Source organism: Chryseobacterium sp. HNCC26DJ239 (genome assembly GCF_057180445.1).
Genome location: NZ_JBXUGJ010000007.1, coordinates 85,519 through 104,815 on the forward strand (window position 1 = coordinate 85,519; position 19,297 = coordinate 104,815).

A 19,297-nucleotide genomic window follows, 5' to 3' on the forward strand; every position below is an offset into this window, starting at 1 on the left:
AGAAATAGTAAAACTAAAATAAAAATGGCGGTGTGTTTTTTAGCAATCGTTGCTTCAATGCAATCTTGCACCACCGTAAAAGAATACGAAAAAAATAAATTAAACGATGCCGAAATGGCTCTAGGAAACAGAACGGTAGAAAAAACCGAACTCAGTTTTCAGTCGTATAGAGAAGGATCTTCTGGTGCAAATGCCGGAAAAGTAGGTGGTGGTTGCGGTTGCAACTAAAAAAGCAGCAGTAAAATTTAATTGTGATTTAAAAAGATGAAAAAAATTATAGTAAGTATTGTTGCTCTTTTAGGAATTTTCAATGCAAAAGCGCAGGAAAATACAAGCAACGAACAGCCAAAAAAATTGTCAGTGGATGAAGCCAATTTGGTTTCAAGTTATTATAAACAAGACGGAAATAATTCTGCTGTAATGGGCGGCGTGGGTTCTGAGAAGTTGAACGACATCTCCAACGCGATTGACATTACTTTGGTAAAATATGATAAAAAAGACCGTAAAAATAAGTTTGGTTTCAGTGTCGGTATAGACCATTATACTTCGGCTTCTTCGGATATGATTGATTTGAAAGCCAATTCTTCCGCTTCACATGCGGATACGAGAATTTATCCTGCTTTAAGTTGGAGTCGTGAAAACGAAAGTAAAGGCACAACAATTTTAGCGGGAGTTTCAGCTTCATCAGAGTTTGATTATCAATCGTATAGCGCAAATATTGGTTTTGCTAAAAAAACACCCAATAAAATGGGAGAATTTACCGCTAAATTCCAAGCCTATTTTGACCAGGTGAAATTGATTGCTCCAATAGAATTGAGAACTGCTCAAAACGAAGGAACAAGCGGAAGAAATACCTATGCTTTGTCTTTGGCGTACTCACAGATTATCAACCAAAATTTTCAGGTTGAATTTCTTACCGATGCGGTTCAACAGACGGGTTATTTAAGTTTGCCTTTTCACCGGGTTTATTTTAATGATAATTCGGTTCATCAGGAAACTTTACCGGACACGAGATTTAAGCTTCCGGTTGGCGTGAGAGCTAATTATTTCTTCGGAGATAAAGTGATTTTGAGAGCATATTACAGATATTACACCGACGATTGGGGCTTGAAATCGAATACCATCAGTTTGGAAACGCCTGTTAAAATTTCACCATTTGTTTCTGTGACGCCATTTTACAGGTATTATGCCCAGACTGCCGCAAAATATTTTGCACCTTATCAACAACATACGGCTTTTGATGATTATTACACGAGTAATTATGATTTATCTAAATTTAATAGTAATTTTTACGGTGCTGGAATTAGATTTAATCCTAAAAACGGTCTGTTTGGCGTAGAAAGATTGAATATGTTGGAAATCAGGTACGGTCATTACACGAAATCTGTTGGGATGACTTCAAATATTATTTCATTAAATTTAAGATTTAAATAAATATTCTGACTTTGATTAATGATACAATTTTAATTAATGGTTGTTATTTATTTGAATCTAAATCAATAGGGTTGGGCTTTAGCCCAACTATACAATGACAGAATAATAAAGGCTTTAGCCAAAATTTATGTTAAATTTTGGCTAAAGCCAATTGTAAATTTAAATAGTATAAATGGGCTAAAGCCCATTCCTATTGATGTTTTACAAAATTTTAACATCGAATTCGTATTGTGAATGATATGATTTTCAGTGATTTTTATGTTTGAGATTTACTTTAAAGAACACTTTTTTTGTTACAACAGTAATTAAGTTTTGTGTTTTTTGTGAAAATTTTAATACTCATTGTGTTTAATTAAAAACGAAAACGTATGCATCATCAATTAGAAAAACATTACGTCAATAGAGTAGGATGGCTTCGTGCATCGGTTTTGGGAGCGAATGACGGCCTGCTTTCCACTACAAGTATTGTAATTGGAGTTGCTGCTGCTTCTCCGGATAGAAATACGATTATTCTTGCTGCTTTAGCAGGGATGATTGCCGGTGCAATGTCGATGGCTGCAGGTGAATATGTGTCGGTAAGTTCTCAGGAAGATACAGAAAAAGGTGATTTAGCAAGAGAAAAACGCGAACTTGAAGAAATGCCAGAATTCGAATTGCTTGAGTTGGCTAAAATTTACGAAAGAAGAGGTGTGAGCAAAGAAACTGCGTTAAAAGTGGCGACCGAACTTACGGCACACGATGCTTTAGCAGCTCATGCTCATGACGAGTTAGGAATTAACGAAATTACACAAGCAAAACCAATGCAGGCGGCGATGGCTTCATTTGGTTCTTTTGCTTTGGGAGCATTACTTCCATTTGCGGTTTCACTTTTGGCACCTATTAAGCAAATGGTGTATTTTCAATATGGATTCTCGATTGTATTTTTGATGATTTTAGGAGCAATTTCAGCGAAAACAGGCGGCTCGAAGGTCGGAATTTCTGTCTTAAGAATCTGTTTCTGGGGAACAGTTGCAATGGGCGTCACTGCTTTAATCGGACATCTCTTTGGAGTTTCTGTCGCATAAAATATAAGAGGCGATTCGTAGTTTGAATCGCCTCTTTTTTTATTTTAGTTGAATAAATCTTTCACTTTATCAAAGAAAGTTTTTTCTTTTCCAGATGGTTCTGCAACCATTTCTCCGCTGTTCATTTGTTTTTCGAAGAAATCTTTTTGTTCTTTGTTAAGTTTTTGAGGAGTCCAAACATTAATATGAATAAACATGTCTCCTTTGCCATAACTATCGATACTTGGAAGTCCTTTTCCTGCTAATCTCAAGATTTTACCAGACTGAGTTCCTGCATCTACTGTAATTTTAACTTTTCCACCAACAGTTGGAACTTCTTTTTTCGTTCCTAAAGCCGCTTCAGCGAAAGAAATGTATAATTCTTGGTGAAGATTATCGCCTTCTCTTTTAATGGTTTTGTCTACTTCTTCCTCTACAATCACCAACAAGTCACCCGGAATTCCTCCAAATGGTGCGTCGTTACCTTTTCCTCTTACATTAAGCTGAATGCCGTCTCTTGCTCCTGCCGGAATGTTGATTGAGATTTCTTCCTCATCTTTTATTAGACCTTGCGCATTGGCTCCTGCAGGAATTTTATCAGCAACTTTACCGATTCCTTGGCAAGTTCCGCAAGTGGTTTGCGTTTGCATTTGTCCAAACATAGTGTTCATCACCTTCATCTGAACTCCAGAACCTCCACAAGTAGGGCATGTTTTTGAGGTTGCGCCTTCTGCCATCTTCATTTTTTTAACTTTGATGGTTTTCTGCGTACCGTTTACCATTTCTTCAAGATTCAGCTTGATTCTGATTCTTAAATTTGAACCTTTTACTTGTTGACGAGCTCCACCGCCGCCACCAAATCCTCCGAAACCGCCACCGAAAATATCACCAAACTGGCTAAAGATATCTTCCATGTTCATGCCGCCGCCAAAGCCGCCACCGCCGCCGAAGCCACCGTTTCCGCCCATTCCTGCGTGTCCGAATTGGTCGTATCTTGCACGTTTTTGTTCGTCACTTAAAACTTCGTAAGCTTCTGCTGCTTCTTTGAATTTTTCCTCGGCTTCTTTATCTCCCGGATTTTTATCTGGGTGAAATTTGATAGCCATTTTGCGGTATGCTTTTTTTATTTCGTCGGCAGATGCAGATTTACTAATCTCAAGAACCTCGTAATAATCTCTTTTTGACATTTCTTTTTATAATTGATTATTGATAAATGATAAAAGATATTTAAAAATGAGGTAGTTATCAATTATCACTCATCATTTATCATTCATTTAAATTTAGTTACCTGTTACTACTTTTGCGAATCTGATTACCTTGTCGCTCAAAGTATATCCTGTTTCGATTACGTCTACGATTTTACCTTTCAAATCTTCCGTTGGAGCAGGGATTTGGGTAATTGCTTCGTGGAAATCTACGTTGAAACTGTCTCCAGCTCTTACTTCCATCGTTTTCAAACCTTTTTCAACCAATTTGTTTTTGAATTTATTGTAGATTAATTCTACCCCTTGAAGGTCTGCTTCGTTTCCGTTTTTAGCAATTTCTTTCAATGCTCTTTCAAAATCATCCAAAACACCAAGCATAGAAACCATCATTTCTTGATTTGCGTATTGGAAGAACTCCATTTTTTCTTTAGAAGTTCTTTTTTTATAATTTTCAAATTCAGCATAAAGACGAATATAACGATCCTTTTCCTGTGCCAAAAGTTCTTCTGCAGTCGGCTCTACTGTCACATTTTCTGCAGTAGCCGTTTCGTTTTGAACTGTTGTTTCTTCCTGCTGATTGATGTTTTCTTCGTTGATATCCTGATTTTCCATATTTCTAATAACTTTTAGTGGTACTTTCACAAAGATTTTGCCAAAGAAAAAATACTGACAATAAGGCAGGTTTTAATTAGAATATGTGAAACGTCTTAACTTCAATTATCAATTATCAATTATCAATTATCAATTATCAATTATCAATTATCAATTATCAATTAGTCTGTAAACGTTTGATACAAAAGATAAATATTAAGAACGATAATAATAATTGCAATAATCCAAACACAGGTTTTTAGAAAAGTTTTGTTGGCAAATTCGCCCATTTTTGCTTTGTCATTGGTGAACATTACCAAAGGGACAACAGCAAAACTTAATTGCATGGAAAGAATCACCTGGCTTAAAACGAGTAAATCGGTTGTGCCTTTTTCGCCGTATAAAATGGCTACAATTAAAGCGGGAATTACAGCAATTAATCGAGTAATTAATCTTCGTAACCAAGGTTTTAATCGAATATTCAGGAAGCCTTCCATTACAATTTGTCCGGCTAAAGTTCCTGTTAAAGTAGAGTTTTGTCCAGAAGCTAAAAGTGCAATCGCAAATGCAATACTTGCCATAGAAGCTCCTAAAATTGGGGTTAGCATTTTGTAGGCGTCATGAATGTCTGCAATGTGCGTATTTCCGCTAGTGTGAAAGGTTGCAGCGGCTAAAATTAAAATGGCTGCATTAATGAAAAACGCTAAAATTAAAGATACCGAAGAATCTAAAGTCGCAAATTTTATGGCTTCTTTTTTACCTTCACGAGTTCGGTCGTAATCTCTTGTTTGTACGATGCTGCTGTGCAAATATAGATTATGGGGCATTACAGTTGCGCCTAAAATCCCAATGGCAATGTAGAGCATTGCAGGATTTGAAATAATTTCTTTTTTAGGTATTAATCCTCCAAAAACTTCATTTAATGCAGGTTTTGAAATGATTAATTCATAAATAAAACATCCTAAAATGATAAAAATTAAACCTCCAACGATACTTTCTATCCAGCGAAAACCTCTTGCTTGAAGCAGTAGAATAATTAAAACATCAATTGTTGTAATCACAATTCCCCAGGTTAAAGGAATTCCAAAAAGGAGATTGAGAGCAATTGCCGAACCGATAACTTCTGCGAGATCGCATGCCGCAATGGCAATTTCACAAAAAACCCAAAGTATAAAATTGGTTGTGGGTTTGAAATGATCTCTACAAGCTTGTGCAAGATCTCGTTCTGCAACTACTCCTAATTTCACAGAAAGATGTTGCAAAACCATCGCAAAAATATTCGAGATTAAAATAACAGAGAGCAATGTGTAGCCAAATTGCGAACCTCCCGCAATATCTGTTGCCCAGTTTCCAGGATCCATGTAACCAACTGCAACCATTAAACCGGGTCCTGCAAAAGCAAGGTATTTTCTCCAAAAACTGCCGTTTTTAGGGATTTTTACCGAAGAATATACTTCAGGTAAAGAGTGGAGCGTTTTATCTTTTCGCCAAGCGTTTTTTAAATTCAAATTCATAAATGTTAGAAATGACTAACAAATGTACTTAAATCTATATAAACTGAGAAATATTTAGACATGAAAAATCCCAGAAAATATTTCCGGGATTTAATTTTTAATAGTTCTAAAGAACTTATTTAGCGAATCTTACAGACATTTTTCTGTCTGAAGCTCTTTCTTCATCAGAAGCTGAAGCGTCTACTTTCGCAAATGAACTTCCGTATCCTTCTGCTCCTAAAACTTGTGCGCCAACACCATTTTTTGTTAACCAATCTTTGATGAAATTAGCTCTTGCTGTGGAAAGTTTTACGTTGCTTGCTTCGTTTCCAGTTTTATCGGTGTAGCCTCCAATTTTTATTTTTGCATCAGGGAAAGCTTTTAAAATTTTAGCTAAGTTTTCAAGCTGACCTTCAGATCCAGCTTCCAATTCTGTAGAACTACCCATTTTGAAGTTTACATGGTCGAAATCATACCAAACTTCTTTTAATGCAGCGTCATCAGCTGCATTTTTGTATCCATCAGATTTTAGGAAAGCAATCATTTTGTCTTCCATTCCGTCTTTGTATCCCATTAAGGTGATTCCGTTCAAATCGATACTCTCATCAGTTTTCGTTGTTGATGTACTCATATTGGAATCACTGGAGTTGGCATTCATTGTATCAGAAACTACAGTGGTAGAATCTTTAGCAGTTGTAGTGGTGGTGGTTTCTTTTTTCTCGCATTGTTTCCAGACAAAATATCCTACACAAAGTAATAAAATTAGAGGTAAAAGCCATTTCCAGATAGAGCCACCTTCGTTGTCGTTTCTGTTTGGGAAAGTGCCTTCATCTGCGATACTTCTTGTAACTTCGGCATGTGGGGTTGTTTCTGTGGCTCTAGTTGCGGGATTTTCGTTGCCTTCAAAACCATAACCTTTTGCCCAGTTTCCTAAGTTTAAGGCTGAAAGAGATAATCCTGCAGGTAATAACCCTGAAAGCCAAGTTTTCTGTTCGCTTAACAGATTTGAAACTTGTGTGTTGTCTAGATTATTTTCTTGTGCAAATTTTGCGACAGAACCAGTGGTAGCTCCAGTAACTAGATTTAAAAGGCTACTGGTAGAATTGGTGCTAATTCCTGCAAACGACGCGATGGAATTGATAAGAGGAGAGAGCTGGTTGCCAAAAATAGACTGTACGAGATTTGAAATCCAGCTGTTTTCAGTAGTGCTTTCATTGAGGTTTGATAGTGTTTCGGTACTTCCACTTTTAAGAATTGAATCGATGATGGAAGAATTGCCAGAATTATCTGCTAAGCCGCCAAGAACAGCAGGAAGTAAGCCTCCAATGGCTTTAGAAATTCCGGATTCGCTTTCCCCAAGTTGTAAAGCCGTTTGCTGAATTAAAGCCGGACTGAGCTGACTTTTAATGAGTTCAATAAGTTTTGATGACATAATAGTTGTGTTTAAAATTAATGTTTTTTAAAGTTAACAAAAATCTGTCCAATTATTAAAAAAAATAAAAAACTTTATTTTTGATTAATTTTTTTCATGATTAATGCTGTTTTTCATGTATTAAATATAAATTATGTTAAATTAATTTGATGTTATGATAAAACGAAAAAAGGCCGCTAATTGCGACCTTTTATATTGTATATAAATTGAATTTTAGTATGCTTTAGCAAACAACACTCTTCTTGCTGAAGGTTTTCCTGAGATTAAAGAAACTCCTTCTTCAATATCATCATCTAAAGGAATACATCTAATTGTTGCTTTAGTTTCATCTTTTATTTGCTCTTCTTCTTCTGCAGTTCCGTCCCAATGTGCATAGATGAAACCTCCTTTTTCTTCTAAAACTTTTTTAAACTCTTCATAAGAATCCACTTTTGTAATATGTTCTTTTCTGTAGTTTAAAGCTTTTTCGAAAATATCTTTTTGAATGGTTTTCAACAGATCTTCTACGTAGTTGTCTAAACCTTCAATTGAAACTGTTTCCTTAGTAAGATTGTCTCTTCTTGCAATTTCTACCGATTTATTTTCAAGATCTCTTGGCCCCATCGCAATTCTCAACGGAACACCTTTCAGTTCGTACTCAGCAAATTTCCAACCTGGTTTGTTTTGTGTATCGTTGTCGAATTTCACAGAAATTCCTTTTGCTTGAAGCTTCGCCTTAATATCTAAAGCTACTTCGCTTATTTGTTCTAATTGCTCTTCTCCTTTGAAGATAGGAACAATTACTACCTGAATTGGCGCCAAGGTTGGAGGTAAAACTAAACCAAAATCGTCGGAATGCGTCATAATTAAAGCACCCATCAAACGAGTTGATGTTCCCCAAGAAGTTGCCCAAGCGTGTTCAATTTTTCCTTCTTTGTTGGTGAATTTTACGTCGAAAGCTTTAGCAAAATTTTGTCCTAAGAAGTGAGAAGTTCCTGCTTGAAGCGCTTTTCCGTCTTGCATTAAAGCTTCAATGCAATACGTTTCATCTGCGCCAGCAAATCTTTCTGAAGGCGTTTTAAGACCTTGTACAACAGGGATTGCCATAAAGTTTTCGGCAAAATCTGCATATACTTTATTCATTTTTTCTGCTTCTTCAATGGCTTCATCTTTTGTAGCATGTGCAGTGTGACCTTCTTGCCAAAGGAATTCTGCCGTTCTCAGGAAAAGACGAGTTCTCATTTCCCAACGAACAACGTTTGCCCATTGATTAATTAATAAAGGTAAATCTCTATAAGATTGAATCCATCCTTTATAAGTATTCCATATAATTGCTTCGGAAGTAGGACGTACAATAAGTTCTTCTTCTAGTTTAGCTTCGGGATCTACGATAAGTTTTCCTGGATTATCAGGATCGTTTTTAAGTCTGTAATGAGTTACTACAGCACATTCTTTAGCAAAACCTTCAGCGTTTTTTTCTTCAGCTTCAAATAAGCTTTTGGGTACAAAAAGCGGAAAGTATGCATTTACGTGACCAGTTTCTTTGAATTTTTTATCCATTTCGTCACGCATTTTTTCCCAGATAGCATACCCGTAAGGTTTAATCACCATCATCCCTCTCACTCCTGATGCTTCAGCTAAATCTGCTTTCACCACTAGCTCATTATACCACTTGCTGTAATCTTCGCTTCTTGAAGTTAATTTTGCCATTAATATTTTTTTAATTTTTTTAACTTTTCTAAAATTTTTTAATCTAAAAATAAAAATCTATTTTTGATAGATTTTTGTAACCAACTTGTTTGGAAATTTTTAGTACAAAATGCAAATATAATTTAAATAAAAAATTTTTACGTTATCATGAAAAAAAATATACATAAAAATTTACTGGGGATGCTTAAATCGAAAGGGATTTTAGCAATTTCAAGTGGGTTGCTTCTTGTTTCTTGTGGTGCACAGATGGGAGGTTACAGTGAGACGGATGGGGTTTATTATGATCCTAATAAAGATACATTACCAGAAGGGGTAATTGTAAATGAAGGAGGAAATAAAGTTGGTGAGTCTTATGATTACTACGCAGATGAGAATACAACAATTCAAAATGCAGAGGCAACAAACCAAGAACAAAATAACCTTTACAATTCTTGGAATTCTAGCTATGATCAAACTGGTACAGATTCTGACTGGGGAATTTATGCAGGAAGTGAAACCAACTATTACAACTACAACAACTATTGGGGTTGGGGTGGTCCTTGGGGAATGGGATGGTATGGTGGCTACGGCGGTTACGGCTGGGGTATGGGTATGTCATTCGGCTGGGGCTGGGGTGGCTCATATTGGGGCTGGAACAACGGCTGGGGTTGGGGCTATCCTTACTGGGGATGGTATAGCCCGTATTACGGAAATCCTTATTGGGGATGGGGTGCTGGTTACTATGGTGGCGGATACTATGGAGGAGGTTACTATAGCCCAATGTATAGAAGAAGTCGTGCTAATGGATATGGCTTTACAAACAGAAACTCTAATATTGTAAGTAGAAATACATTACCTGGTTATGGCTTTAGAAATTCTGGAGCAAACGGTAATAGAGTTTCAAACAATTCAGGGTTTAGAAACTCTAACAATACAGGAGGATTTAGAAATCAAGGAAATACAGGATTTAGAAATCCAAATACAACAGGGACTAGACCGCAATCTGGCTATAATAGACCACAACAGGGTGGCTTCAGAAATAATACGGGTACAAGACCTGATTATAACAGTCAATCTCAGCCAAGATATAATCCTAATAATAATGGGGGCTTTAGAAATGATACTACACCAAGATCAAATGGAGGTTGGAATTCTCCTAGTTCAGGCGGTGGCGGCTTTAGAGGCGGCGGCGGTTCTGTAGGTGGTGGCGGCTTCCGCAGTGGCGGTGGCGGTGGTGGCTTCCGTGGAGGTAGATAGTAATAAATTCAACATATTCTAAATAGTAATGTTAAAAAAATCTTTAATCATCATGTCTGTGTCTGCAGTTTTTTTTGCTCAGGCACAGGATGTATCACTTATCAGGAACACAGTTGATGTGTACTCTAACACCCAAATGGGAGGTTCGGCAAAATTCAATGCAATGGCAGGTGCAAATGGAGCTTTAGGAGGAGATGCCAATGCTCTTTTAACCAACCCTGCAGGTTTAGGAGTTGCTATTTCTGGAGAAATTGCTGCGACGCTTTCTATTACCTCTAATAAGAACACATCCAGTTATGCAGGTTCTTCTGTTGGATATAAAATAAACAACGGAGATCTTGGAAATGTTGGAGGTGTGATGACTTTTCAATTAATGACGGAAAGTGCTTGGAAGTTCGTAAATGTAGGTGTTAATTACTCAAACAGAGCTTTGGATAATTATATTGAAACGCCTGGAAATAGTAATTTAATTTATGATTTTGATGCCAATAACAGTTCGTATTTAGCAAGACATGCTTACGATAGATATGGGTATCAGTCTAAAACAAGTTTTGGGATAGGAGCAAATTACAACCACAACCTTTATTTAGGGATGGGTTTGAACTTCTCTAATGTATCAATGGATCAATCTGATACTGCAGCATTTCAATCTTTACAAAATGGAAGCATAGATTATTTCAACAAACAAAATACTCCATTCTATGAAAGATCAACAGGTTTTTCTGCTTCATTTGGGGTTATCGGAAAACTGAATCCTTATTTCAGATTAGGGGCAGCTATAGAAACTCCAACTTTTTGGGACATCGATAGAAGTTATAACTTCTACAATGATCCTCAATACGGAGATGATTATGCTGTTGAAAACAGAAAGCTTACATCCCCTATGAAAGCAACAGTGAGTGCTGCTTTCGTGGCAAGTAAAAATTTCTCTTTAAATGTAGACTATACTATTGGATTAACGAAGCCTTCATATAAAGTTTACGGAGGTGCAGAAGCAGAGCTTAACAATTTCTTTGATGACAATGCTAAAAACTTATCGGAAGTTAGAGTTGGAAGTGAGTATCGTGTAAAACAATTTAGAATAAGAGGAGGTTATGCTTATTCGGCAAGTCCTTTTGATGCGCTTACAGTAAGTAGATTTGCTAATAACGGAGACGTTGCAGATCAATCTTATAACAATATGATGTTAAGTAATAGAAATGCTTTGTCTTTCGGTTTGGGATATGATTTCAAATCGTTCTATATTGATGCTTCTTACCAAAATATTAGCTCAAAATACAGCAATCCTTTCTTGTATGGAGAAGTTGATTCGTCGACAAATTGGGAAGCTGGCTATTATTCGCCAACAAGCTTAATTAGTAGCTCTTCTTACGTGGTTTCTGATGTGAAAAACGTAATCAATAATTTCTATATTACATTTGGTTGGAAGTTCTAAAGAACAGACAATCATTTTACATACAAAAGCTCCGCAAAATAATTGCGGAGCTTTTTTTTATTTTCTATGGAAATGTATTTAATGTAGATGTTCGTGAGAATGGAAAACGTGCATTAACAAAGCTAATGAAACCCCCACGATTACAAGTCCAATCTTAGTCCAATTAATATTGTGGTTTTTGTTGCTTTCAAAAATAATTACCGAAGAAATGTGAAGGAAAATTCCGCCAACAATGGCTAAGAAATACGGTTGCCAATTTGGGTTGAAATAATTTCCTAAAAACATTCCAAAAGGTGATGCCAAAGCAAATAAAGCTACGATGAGCATCGATGGATAAGATGTTTTTGTACCTTTTCTGTTGAATAAAAACGCTCCCAAAATAAACGAAATCGGAAGATTGTGAAATACAATTCCTAAAAGATACGGCGAAAATGCATCTTTCTCATTCGCTAAAGGAATTCCCTCGATAAACGCATGGATGAAAAGTCCCACCATAAGCGCCATCGGAAGAATATTGTTTTCGTTGTGATGATGGAAATGGCCATGTTCAAAACCTTTGGTTAAAGCTTCCAAAATCATTTGAAGAAGAACTCCTCCAATCACGAAAATCCCAAGATTTATACCTTCTTCATTGTGATAATGGTACACTTCAGGGAAAACTTCATTCAGGCAAATGGTAATTAAAAAACCTGCGCTTAGAATCAGTAAATTCTTTGCAAATTTTTCTTTCTGCCCAAAAAACTTTCCAAGGAAAACCCCAACAAGAACACTTAATATAAGTAAGAAAACTATCATTATTTTAATATCGGAAATAAACAAAATAGAACAATCAGCAAATTTACGGCAATCAAAATTAAATGAATTCCAAAATCAATAGTTTTTGCAAATAGTCTTTTTTTAAACAAAATAAAAAGTAAACCTAAAAAAAATAATAACAACGAAATGATAAACTGTGGGGGAGGAGTATGGCTATTCGTCCACCCAAACTTAATTGCGGAATAAATGGAAAACAATGTCAAAATCAAAAAAATAATGTTTGAAATCATTATTCAACCAAGTACTATAATATTTTACAAAGGTGTCGCTCCTACGGAGCTTTTTCTTTTTATAAAAAAAGATTTGCTACAAAAATTATTTCTTTCTGAATAAATTGATGCATCTCGTAGAATCTTCTCTGTTGAAATCATTCAGTTGATAATCTCCCCAGATTTTAATTCTTTCGAAACCGTTATCTTCAGCATATTTTTGAATAGATTCGGGTGTGTGAAGTTTTACTTTTTCAAAAAAGTTGAAATCTCTTCCGTCTGCTGTAAATTTAATGTCTTTTACAACGTGTTGATTTTCAATTTTTTTAGAGATAGAAAATTCAATATTTTCGCGCTCGATTTTAGAGTCGGAAACAATCATTTTTCTTACATAATTTTCATTAAGATAGTCTAAAACAAAATAGCCACCCGGTTTTAAAATGTCTGAAACAGATTCGAAAACCTTTCGGTCATCATCTTCAGAATCAAAATATCCAAAACTCGTAAACAGGTTGAAAACCGCATCTACAGGCTCATGTTGTACTTTGTCGCGCATATCATGAACTTTAAATTGAAGATTTTCGTTTTCAAATTGTTTGTTGTGCTCAATACTTTGTCTTGAAAGGTCAAGACCGAGAACTTTATATCCTAATTTATTCAGAAAAACCGAATGTCTGCCTTTTCCGCAAGCCAAATCGATAATTTCCGAAGATTTCGGAAGTTGTAATTCTGCAGTAAGCTGAGTAATAAAATTTTCAGCTTCTGTATAATCTCTGTTGCTGTAGAGAATATGATAATAAGGGGTGTCAAACCAAGACTCGAACCATTCCATGCTGCAAAAATAGTCTTTTTTGGTTGATGTTTAATGTTTGTTTGTTGATGGTTTTTATTAGATGCAAAGATTCCATGAACTATATTCTGACAACCAACAACTAAAATCGTTATTTTTGCAAAATGGATACAGAAAACATTAAGATACAGATTAAAACTTTTTTCGGACTAGAGCAGATTCTTTTTGAAGAAATTAAAAAACTAGGAGGCCGTAATGTAGAATTAAAAAACAGGGCTGTAAACTGTGAAGGAGACCTTGGTTTTCTGTACAAAATTAACTATTCTGCACGTACTGCATTAAAGATTTTGGTGCCTGTTTATGAGTTTAAAGCTTTTAATCAGCATCAGTTTTATAATAAACTTTCACAATTTCCTTGGGAAGATTTTATGGATGTAGACCAGACTTTTGCCATCGATTCTACGGTGAATTCTGAGACTTTCAAGCATTCGCAATTTGTGACTTTAAAAATGAAAGACGCGATTGTAGATTATTTTCAAGATAAATTTAAAAGAAGACCGAACATTGAAACAAGAAATCCAGAGATTAAATTTCATCTTCATATCGATAGAGAATTGGTGACAATTTCGTTGGATTCTTCGGGCGACCCTTTGTTTAAAAGGGGGTATAGAAGAGAGCAGGGTCAAGCTCCGATTAACGAAGTTTTGGCAAGCGGAATGTTGCAATTGGCAGGTTGGGACGGAAAAGGAAACTTCCTAGACCCAATGTGTGGTTCTGGGACGCTTTTAATTGAAGCTGCGATGATTGCTTTGGATTTGCCGGCGCAGATTTTCAGAAGAGGTTTTGCATTCCAGAATTGGAATAATTATGATGCTGAATTATTCAGAAAAATAAAAGAATTCAGAATTAATCGTGTGAAAGAATTCACAGGGAAAATTGTAGGCTACGACATCGATGCAAGAATGTTGAATGCGGCAAGAACCAATATTGAATCTGCCGAATTGGAAGATGTAATTGAGGTAAGAAAACAAAACTTTTTCGATTCTAAAAAAGAGCTATTCCCTTTGTTGATGGTGTTCAACCCACCTTATGACGAGAGAATTTCTATTAATGATGACGATTTCTACAAAAAAATAGGAGATACTTTCAAAACCAATTATCCAAACACTTTGGCTTGGCTGATTTCCTCAGATTTGGAAGCGGTAAAGAAAATTGGGCTTCGTCCTTCAAGGAAAATCAAGCTTTTCAACGGTAAATTGGAAACCCGATTTTTACAGTACGAAATGTATGAAGGAACGAAAAAAGTTCATAAACTGGAAGAAAAATAAATATGCCTTTTGATTTTCTTGATGGTTTGAATATAATTGGAGATTTGTTGAATTTTGGTAGTTCTTTAAGCTCTTCTTCAACATTGAATCATGATAAAAAACCTCATAAAAAATCAAGATATAAAATAGAATTATGGAGTGGAAGCTTTCTTTTGATGGCTTCCATTCTTTATTTTTTTGTTTTTAAAAATCCTTTACCAAAAGAAAATTTAGTACAAACAATTCTTCTTTGTGCGCTTGCGGGTTTTGCGTTTTCTTTCATGGTGTTTTTTTCATTGTATCACCTCAATCTTTTCTATTTTAAAAGTGTTTGGAAATTTCTTTTGTTTACAATTTCTTTCCTTTTGCTTGCTATTTCAGTTGTTTTGATGATTTATTTCAAGTTTATGATGTAGTTTTAAATCATAAATTATTTTAAAATACATTGAGATTCCTTTTCAAATAAGTAATTTTGAAAAATTTTCAATTTGAAACCTACTATTTCTATTGTTGTCGCTATTTTTAACCGAAAAGACGAGCTTTTCGAGTTGCTCAACTCTCTCAATGCACAATCTGATAAGGATTTTGAAATCATTATTGTAGATGATGGTTCTTTTGTCGATTTAAAACCTACCATTCATCAATTTGAAGATATTTTAACGATTAAATATTTCAGAAAAGATAATTCCGGACCTGGTTTGTCGAGAAATTACGGTGCAAAAAGAGCCGCAAACGATTGGTTGGTTTTTGTGGATAGCGACGTAATTGTAGAGAAAGATTATATTGAAAACATCAAAAGAAGCATTGTGGAAATTCCGTGTGATGCTTTTGGTGGTGCAGATAAAGCGCATAAAGGGTTCAATTTAATGCAAAAAGCGATTTCTTATTCCATGACTTCTGTTTTTACAACGGGCGGAATTCGTGGGAATAAAAAGGCGGTTTCTAAATTTCAGCCCAGAAGTTTTAATATGGGCGTGAAAAAAGAAGTATTTGAAAAAGTGGGCGGTTTCTCTGAAATGAGAATCGGCGAAGACCCAGATTTGTCGATGACGCTTTGGGAAAATGGCTTTACTACGGCGTTCTTCGATACCATTGCAGTGTATCATAAAAGAAGAGTAGATTTTGGTAAATTTTCAAAACAAGTCTATCAATTCGGTTGCGCAAGACCTATTCTGAACCAAAGACATCCTAATTATGTAAAGATTTCTTTTGCGTTTCCTAGTTTGTTTTTGTTGGGATATATTTTAGGATTTTTAGAATATTTTATCCTTAGACAAGGTTTTATTCTTTCGATGTATGGTTTGTACACGTTTATGGTTTTTGTACATGCTATGATTGTGACTAAAAATATTTCGATTGCTGCAATGGCGGTTGTTTCTACTTATATTCAGATGTTTTCGTATGGATATGGTTTTTTACAATCGTGGATTTTGCTGAATATTTTCAAGAAAAAACCAGAAGATGCGTTCCCGAAACATTTTCACAAAGTTTGATTTTGCTTTAAAAAAAAATAATAAAAGCTGTTGAATTTCAACAGCTTTTATAAAAATATATTTAGAATATGGATGATATGGTTTCTTCCTGTAGAACGCCTGTTTTTATCATGCATTCTTTCATTTTTTCGTAAGTTCTTTCAATGTCGTTATCAAGACCGATGGAGAATCTTATCAAGCCGTCTGAAATTCCCATTGCTTCACGTTCTTCCTCAGGAATTTCTGATGATGTGGAGCTTCCGGAGCACGAGAATAAAGTTTTATAAAATCCTAAACTTACGGCTAAGTATCCTAAGTTTTCTCTTTGCATCATTTCCATCAATTCGTTGGCTTTTTCGGTTGTTCCTGCGTCGATTGTTAATAATCCACCAAATCCGTATTCATTATGCATCATACTTTTCATAAGTTCATGGTTTTTATGAGAAGGCAATCCTGGATACGAAACTTTTAAACCGTCTTTTTCAAATCTTTCAGCTAGGAATAAAGCGTTGTGGCTGTGTTGTTTCATTCTAATATGAAGCGTTCTTAGATTTTTAAGAATACTTGCCGAACGGAAACTGTCCATTGTTGGCCCGAGAAGCATACAAGCGCCGTCGTTTACATTTTTTGTTGCATTAATGAATTCCTTCGTTCCGCAATAAACACCTCCAACTGTGTCGCTACTACCGTTAATGAATTTTGTTAAACTGTGGATTACAACATCTGCACCTAAAAGTGTAGGCGAAATCGTAAGCGGCGAAAATGTGTTGTCTACAACCAGTTTTAGATTGTGTTTTTTACATATTTCTGCTAATTTTCTTAAGTCTGCAACTTCAAGAAGTGGGTTGCTTACGGTTTCGCAATATATAATTTTTGTGTTTTCGTGGATAGAGTTTTCTATAGACTCAAAGTTGTTAATGTCTACAAAAGTGGTTGTAATATTGAAAGGAGGAAGAAAGTTTTTTAGAAAAGCATACGTTCCACCATAGATTGTTCTGCTCGAAATAATATGATCTCCTGCTTTGCACAGTTGCATTAAAACCGAAGTAATGGCGCCCATTCCGGAAGCAGTAACGTTTGCAGATTCTGTATTTTCCATTTTTGCTAATGCTTCACCAAGATATAAATTCATTGGAGAAGAATGTCTGGAATATAAATAGCAACCGTCTGCATTTCCTTCAAATGTGTCGAACATCGTTTTAGCAGAAAGGAAAGTATAGGTAGAGCTATCAGAAATTGATGGGTTTACCCCGCCAAATTCGCCAAAGTATTGCAAATCCTGAATTTCGTTGGCTGCTTTAAAGTCTTGCATATCGATTTTTATTTTTTATAAATATGAAAATGTTCCGCTGTTTTTACAAGAATTAATTTAAATTTTAGATTATAAATCTGGCATAATTTATTTTAATAGAAAATATGTTTGTTATATTTGAGCTTTTTAAATCTTTAACAAAAATTTATCTATGACTTTTGATGATTCTGATAAGAAAATACTGAAATATCTTCAGGAAGATTGCAAACAAACCACCAAAGAACTTGCTTACAAGCTAGGTTTGTCGGTTACGGCAGTTTATGAGCGTATCAAAAAGCTCGAAAATTCTGGAGTTATTTCAAAATATGTGGCGATTGTCGATAAAAAGAAAGTCGACAAAAAGTTTGTTGTTTTATGCCATGTTAAACTTACACAACACAAAAAGGAGTTTGTGATTCAGTTCGAAAAAGAGGTGTTGAATCTTCACGAAGTTACAGAGTGCTTTCACGTAAGTGGCGATTACGATTATATCCTTAAAATCTGCGTTCGTGATATGGAAGATTACAGAAATTTTATGCTCTCAAAATTAACTACTTTGCAACATATTGCAAGTACGCACAGTGCTTTCACAATTTCTGAGGTAAAAAATACTACGGAAATTGTCCTGTAAATTTCTTGAGGTTTTAGATTGTTAATAAGTAAATTAAGCCCTTCAGGATTATGAAGGTTTAAAAATGATTAAATAAAAAGGTAAATCTAATTGTAAGCAATAAGCTTGATTGATATCATTAATTTTTTTTCTTTAAAGTTTAAAAAGTTAACAAATCTTAATGAATTATTTTATTTTAAACCAATTATGAATTTAGATAATGACACCATTTTTAGCAGTGATAGATTCTGGTAAATCTTTTTCGCCCACTATTTGCAGAAGGTCAATTTCTATGGTTCTGCAAATTGAAAGCATAGGAATGTCGAACATTAATCCAGAAAAAGGATTTTCGGAATAATCTCCAACCAACTCCATCACAATATATATCCAGCCTACAACAACGCAAAACGGAATGCAGGACCAAATTCCCCATGCTCCTAATGTACTAAATTCGCTCACCAAACCAAGTGGCAAAAGAATAATAAATATTACGATAAAAATAAACCCAGAATTGGCAAACTGTCTTGGCGAAGGAAATTTTTTAATTCGTTCACTTTGTCCTTGGCAATCGAATAAATCATTTAAACAGCTTTGTAATTGCATGTGATTAAAATCTGTAATAGCGCCGCTGTTTTTTAATGCGTTCAAATCCTTTGCCTGTTGAGAATTCAGGAATGTTGCAAAGTTTTTGTATATATCCAATGCTTCAAATTCTTCGTCTGAAAGATATTTTTTCTGAAAAAGATGTGTTCTGCTGTAATCTGAGAAACCTGCTTTTATTAATCTATTTCGTTTTTCGTTGATAGAACCAAAATGACCTTTAAGTTTTAGGTGCTCCCATTCTGTTGGCTCCAGAAGCTGTTCTCTAAGCGTATAAAGCCATGCAATATGTCGATAAACAAGTTTTCTTTTCTGAATTTTTGTAATTCCGGCATCGGCATTTTCAGTATCAAAACCATACAACATGGAGGTGAAAGAACGGCTTACATTTACGATGGCTCCCCATATTTTTCGGGCTTCCCAAAGTCGGTCGTATGCTTGATTGTTTTTAAAACCAACAAAAAATGCCACTGCAGTACCAATTAACGCAACAGGTACCCAAGGAATCGTCATCCAATGCCACTCTAAAAAATAAAAAACAGCCGAAACAAATGTACACCACGCAGTAAGCCATATAATATGGAAACCGGCTAAGTTCATTATATATCTGTAGCTTAAATATTTTGTAGTAATCATTCCTGTTT

General features: G+C 35.2%; 18 protein-coding genes. 9 read left to right on the forward strand and 9 right to left on the reverse strand.

What is annotated here, in order from left to right; all coding sequences use genetic code 11:
• Nucleotides 1-24 precede the first annotated feature (24 nt).
• The 3 genes from AC2A1D_RS15565 to AC2A1D_RS15575 all read left to right on the forward strand — a co-directional run bounded on the left by AC2A1D_RS15565 (nt 25) and on the right by AC2A1D_RS15575 (nt 2,498).
• Entirely contained in the window at nt 25-228 is a 204-nt protein-coding gene (locus tag AC2A1D_RS15565; protein ID WP_484044626.1) for a DUF4266 domain-containing protein, read from the forward strand.
• Nucleotides 229-264: 36 nt separating this feature from the next.
• Nucleotides 265-1,434, forward strand: coding sequence for a DUF3570 domain-containing protein (locus AC2A1D_RS15570; protein ID WP_484044496.1), 1,170 nt, complete (start codon nt 265-267; stop codon nt 1,432-1,434).
• Between the two features lie 368 nt (nt 1,435-1,802).
• Nucleotides 1,803-2,498, forward strand: a complete 696-nt coding sequence (locus AC2A1D_RS15575) for a VIT1/CCC1 transporter family protein (protein ID WP_484044497.1) — start codon at nt 1,803-1,805, stop codon at nt 2,496-2,498.
• A 44-nt stretch (nt 2,499-2,542) separates the two neighbouring features.
• On the opposite strand, the gene dnaJ is transcribed toward AC2A1D_RS15575, so the two are convergent.
• The 5 genes from dnaJ to proS form a co-directional block, all read right to left on the reverse strand.
• On the reverse strand, nt 2,543-3,664 hold the full coding sequence (gene dnaJ / locus AC2A1D_RS15580; RefSeq protein WP_484044498.1) for a molecular chaperone DnaJ: 1,122 nt from the start codon (nt 3,662-3,664) through the stop codon (nt 2,543-2,545).
• Between the two features lie 93 nt (nt 3,665-3,757).
• Nucleotides 3,758-4,294, reverse strand: a complete 537-nt coding sequence (locus tag AC2A1D_RS15585; RefSeq protein WP_484044627.1) for a nucleotide exchange factor GrpE — start codon at nt 4,292-4,294, stop codon at nt 3,758-3,760.
• Nucleotides 4,295-4,455: 161 nt separating this feature from the next.
• Nucleotides 4,456-5,787 (reverse strand): Nramp family divalent metal transporter, encoded by a 1,332-nt coding sequence (locus AC2A1D_RS15590; RefSeq protein ID WP_484044499.1) that lies wholly within the window; start codon nt 5,785-5,787, stop codon nt 4,456-4,458.
• Nucleotides 5,788-5,902: 115 nt separating this feature from the next.
• The gene (locus AC2A1D_RS15595) at nt 5,903-7,198 is read right to left on the reverse strand and encodes an OmpA family protein (RefSeq protein ID WP_484044500.1); all 1,296 of its coding nucleotides are present in this window, start codon (nt 7,196-7,198) and stop codon (nt 5,903-5,905) included.
• A gap of 213 nt (nt 7,199-7,411) precedes the next feature.
• Nucleotides 7,412-8,887: a proline--tRNA ligase gene (gene proS / locus AC2A1D_RS15600; RefSeq protein ID WP_484044501.1), complete on the reverse strand. Its 1,476-nt coding sequence runs from the start codon at nt 8,885-8,887 to the stop codon at nt 7,412-7,414.
• A 147-nt stretch (nt 8,888-9,034) separates the two neighbouring features.
• Between proS and AC2A1D_RS15605 the strand changes: the two genes are divergently transcribed.
• Together AC2A1D_RS15605 and AC2A1D_RS15610 are read left to right on the forward strand one after the other, a co-directional pair.
• The gene (locus AC2A1D_RS15605; protein WP_484044502.1) at nt 9,035-10,123 is read left to right on the forward strand and encodes a prolyl-tRNA synthetase; all 1,089 of its coding nucleotides are present in this window, start codon (nt 9,035-9,037) and stop codon (nt 10,121-10,123) included.
• A gap of 28 nt (nt 10,124-10,151) precedes the next feature.
• Nucleotides 10,152-11,558, forward strand: a complete 1,407-nt coding sequence (locus AC2A1D_RS15610) for an OmpP1/FadL family transporter (protein WP_484044503.1) — start codon at nt 10,152-10,154, stop codon at nt 11,556-11,558.
• Between the two features lie 78 nt (nt 11,559-11,636).
• On the opposite strand, the gene AC2A1D_RS15615 is transcribed toward AC2A1D_RS15610, so the two are convergent.
• Both AC2A1D_RS15615 and AC2A1D_RS15620 read right to left on the reverse strand, forming a co-directional pair.
• Nucleotides 11,637-12,353: a ZIP family metal transporter gene (locus AC2A1D_RS15615; protein ID WP_484044504.1), complete on the reverse strand. Its 717-nt coding sequence runs from the start codon at nt 12,351-12,353 to the stop codon at nt 11,637-11,639.
• Nucleotides 12,354-12,689: 336 nt separating this feature from the next.
• Nucleotides 12,690-13,415: an SAM-dependent methyltransferase gene (locus AC2A1D_RS15620; protein WP_484044505.1), complete on the reverse strand. Its 726-nt coding sequence runs from the start codon at nt 13,413-13,415 to the stop codon at nt 12,690-12,692.
• Nucleotides 13,416-13,537: 122 nt separating this feature from the next.
• Between AC2A1D_RS15620 and AC2A1D_RS15625 the strand changes: the two genes are divergently transcribed.
• The 3 genes from AC2A1D_RS15625 (at nt 13,538) to AC2A1D_RS15635 (ending at nt 16,173) form a co-directional block, all read left to right on the forward strand.
• Nucleotides 13,538-14,701 (forward strand): THUMP domain-containing class I SAM-dependent RNA methyltransferase, encoded by a 1,164-nt coding sequence (locus tag AC2A1D_RS15625; protein WP_484044506.1) that lies wholly within the window; start codon nt 13,538-13,540, stop codon nt 14,699-14,701.
• 2 nt (nt 14,702-14,703) lie between these two features.
• Nucleotides 14,704-15,096 carry a hypothetical protein gene (locus tag AC2A1D_RS15630; RefSeq protein WP_484044507.1) on the forward strand — a complete coding sequence of 131 codons (393 nt, stop codon included), beginning with the start codon at nt 14,704-14,706 and terminating at the stop codon, nt 15,094-15,096.
• A 72-nt stretch (nt 15,097-15,168) separates the two neighbouring features.
• A complete protein-coding gene (locus AC2A1D_RS15635; protein WP_484044508.1) occupies nt 15,169-16,173 on the forward strand; it encodes a glycosyltransferase family 2 protein in 1,005 nt (334 codons plus the stop codon).
• Nucleotides 16,174-16,234: 61 nt separating this feature from the next.
• On the opposite strand, the gene AC2A1D_RS15640 is transcribed toward AC2A1D_RS15635, so the two are convergent.
• Nucleotides 16,235-17,464 carry an aminotransferase class I/II-fold pyridoxal phosphate-dependent enzyme gene (locus AC2A1D_RS15640; protein WP_484044509.1) on the reverse strand — a complete coding sequence of 410 codons (1,230 nt, stop codon included), beginning with the start codon at nt 17,462-17,464 and terminating at the stop codon, nt 16,235-16,237.
• Nucleotides 17,465-17,615: 151 nt separating this feature from the next.
• Here AC2A1D_RS15640 and AC2A1D_RS15645 point away from each other — a divergent pair, with 151 nt between their 5' ends.
• Entirely contained in the window at nt 17,616-18,074 is a 459-nt protein-coding gene (locus tag AC2A1D_RS15645; protein ID WP_484044510.1) for an Lrp/AsnC family transcriptional regulator, read from the forward strand.
• Nucleotides 18,075-18,266: 192 nt separating this feature from the next.
• Here AC2A1D_RS15645 and AC2A1D_RS15650 read toward each other — a convergent pair whose 3' ends face one another.
• The gene (locus tag AC2A1D_RS15650) at nt 18,267-19,289 is read right to left on the reverse strand and encodes a bestrophin family protein (protein WP_484044511.1); all 1,023 of its coding nucleotides are present in this window, start codon (nt 19,287-19,289) and stop codon (nt 18,267-18,269) included.
• Between the last annotated feature and the right edge of the window lie 8 nt (nt 19,290-19,297).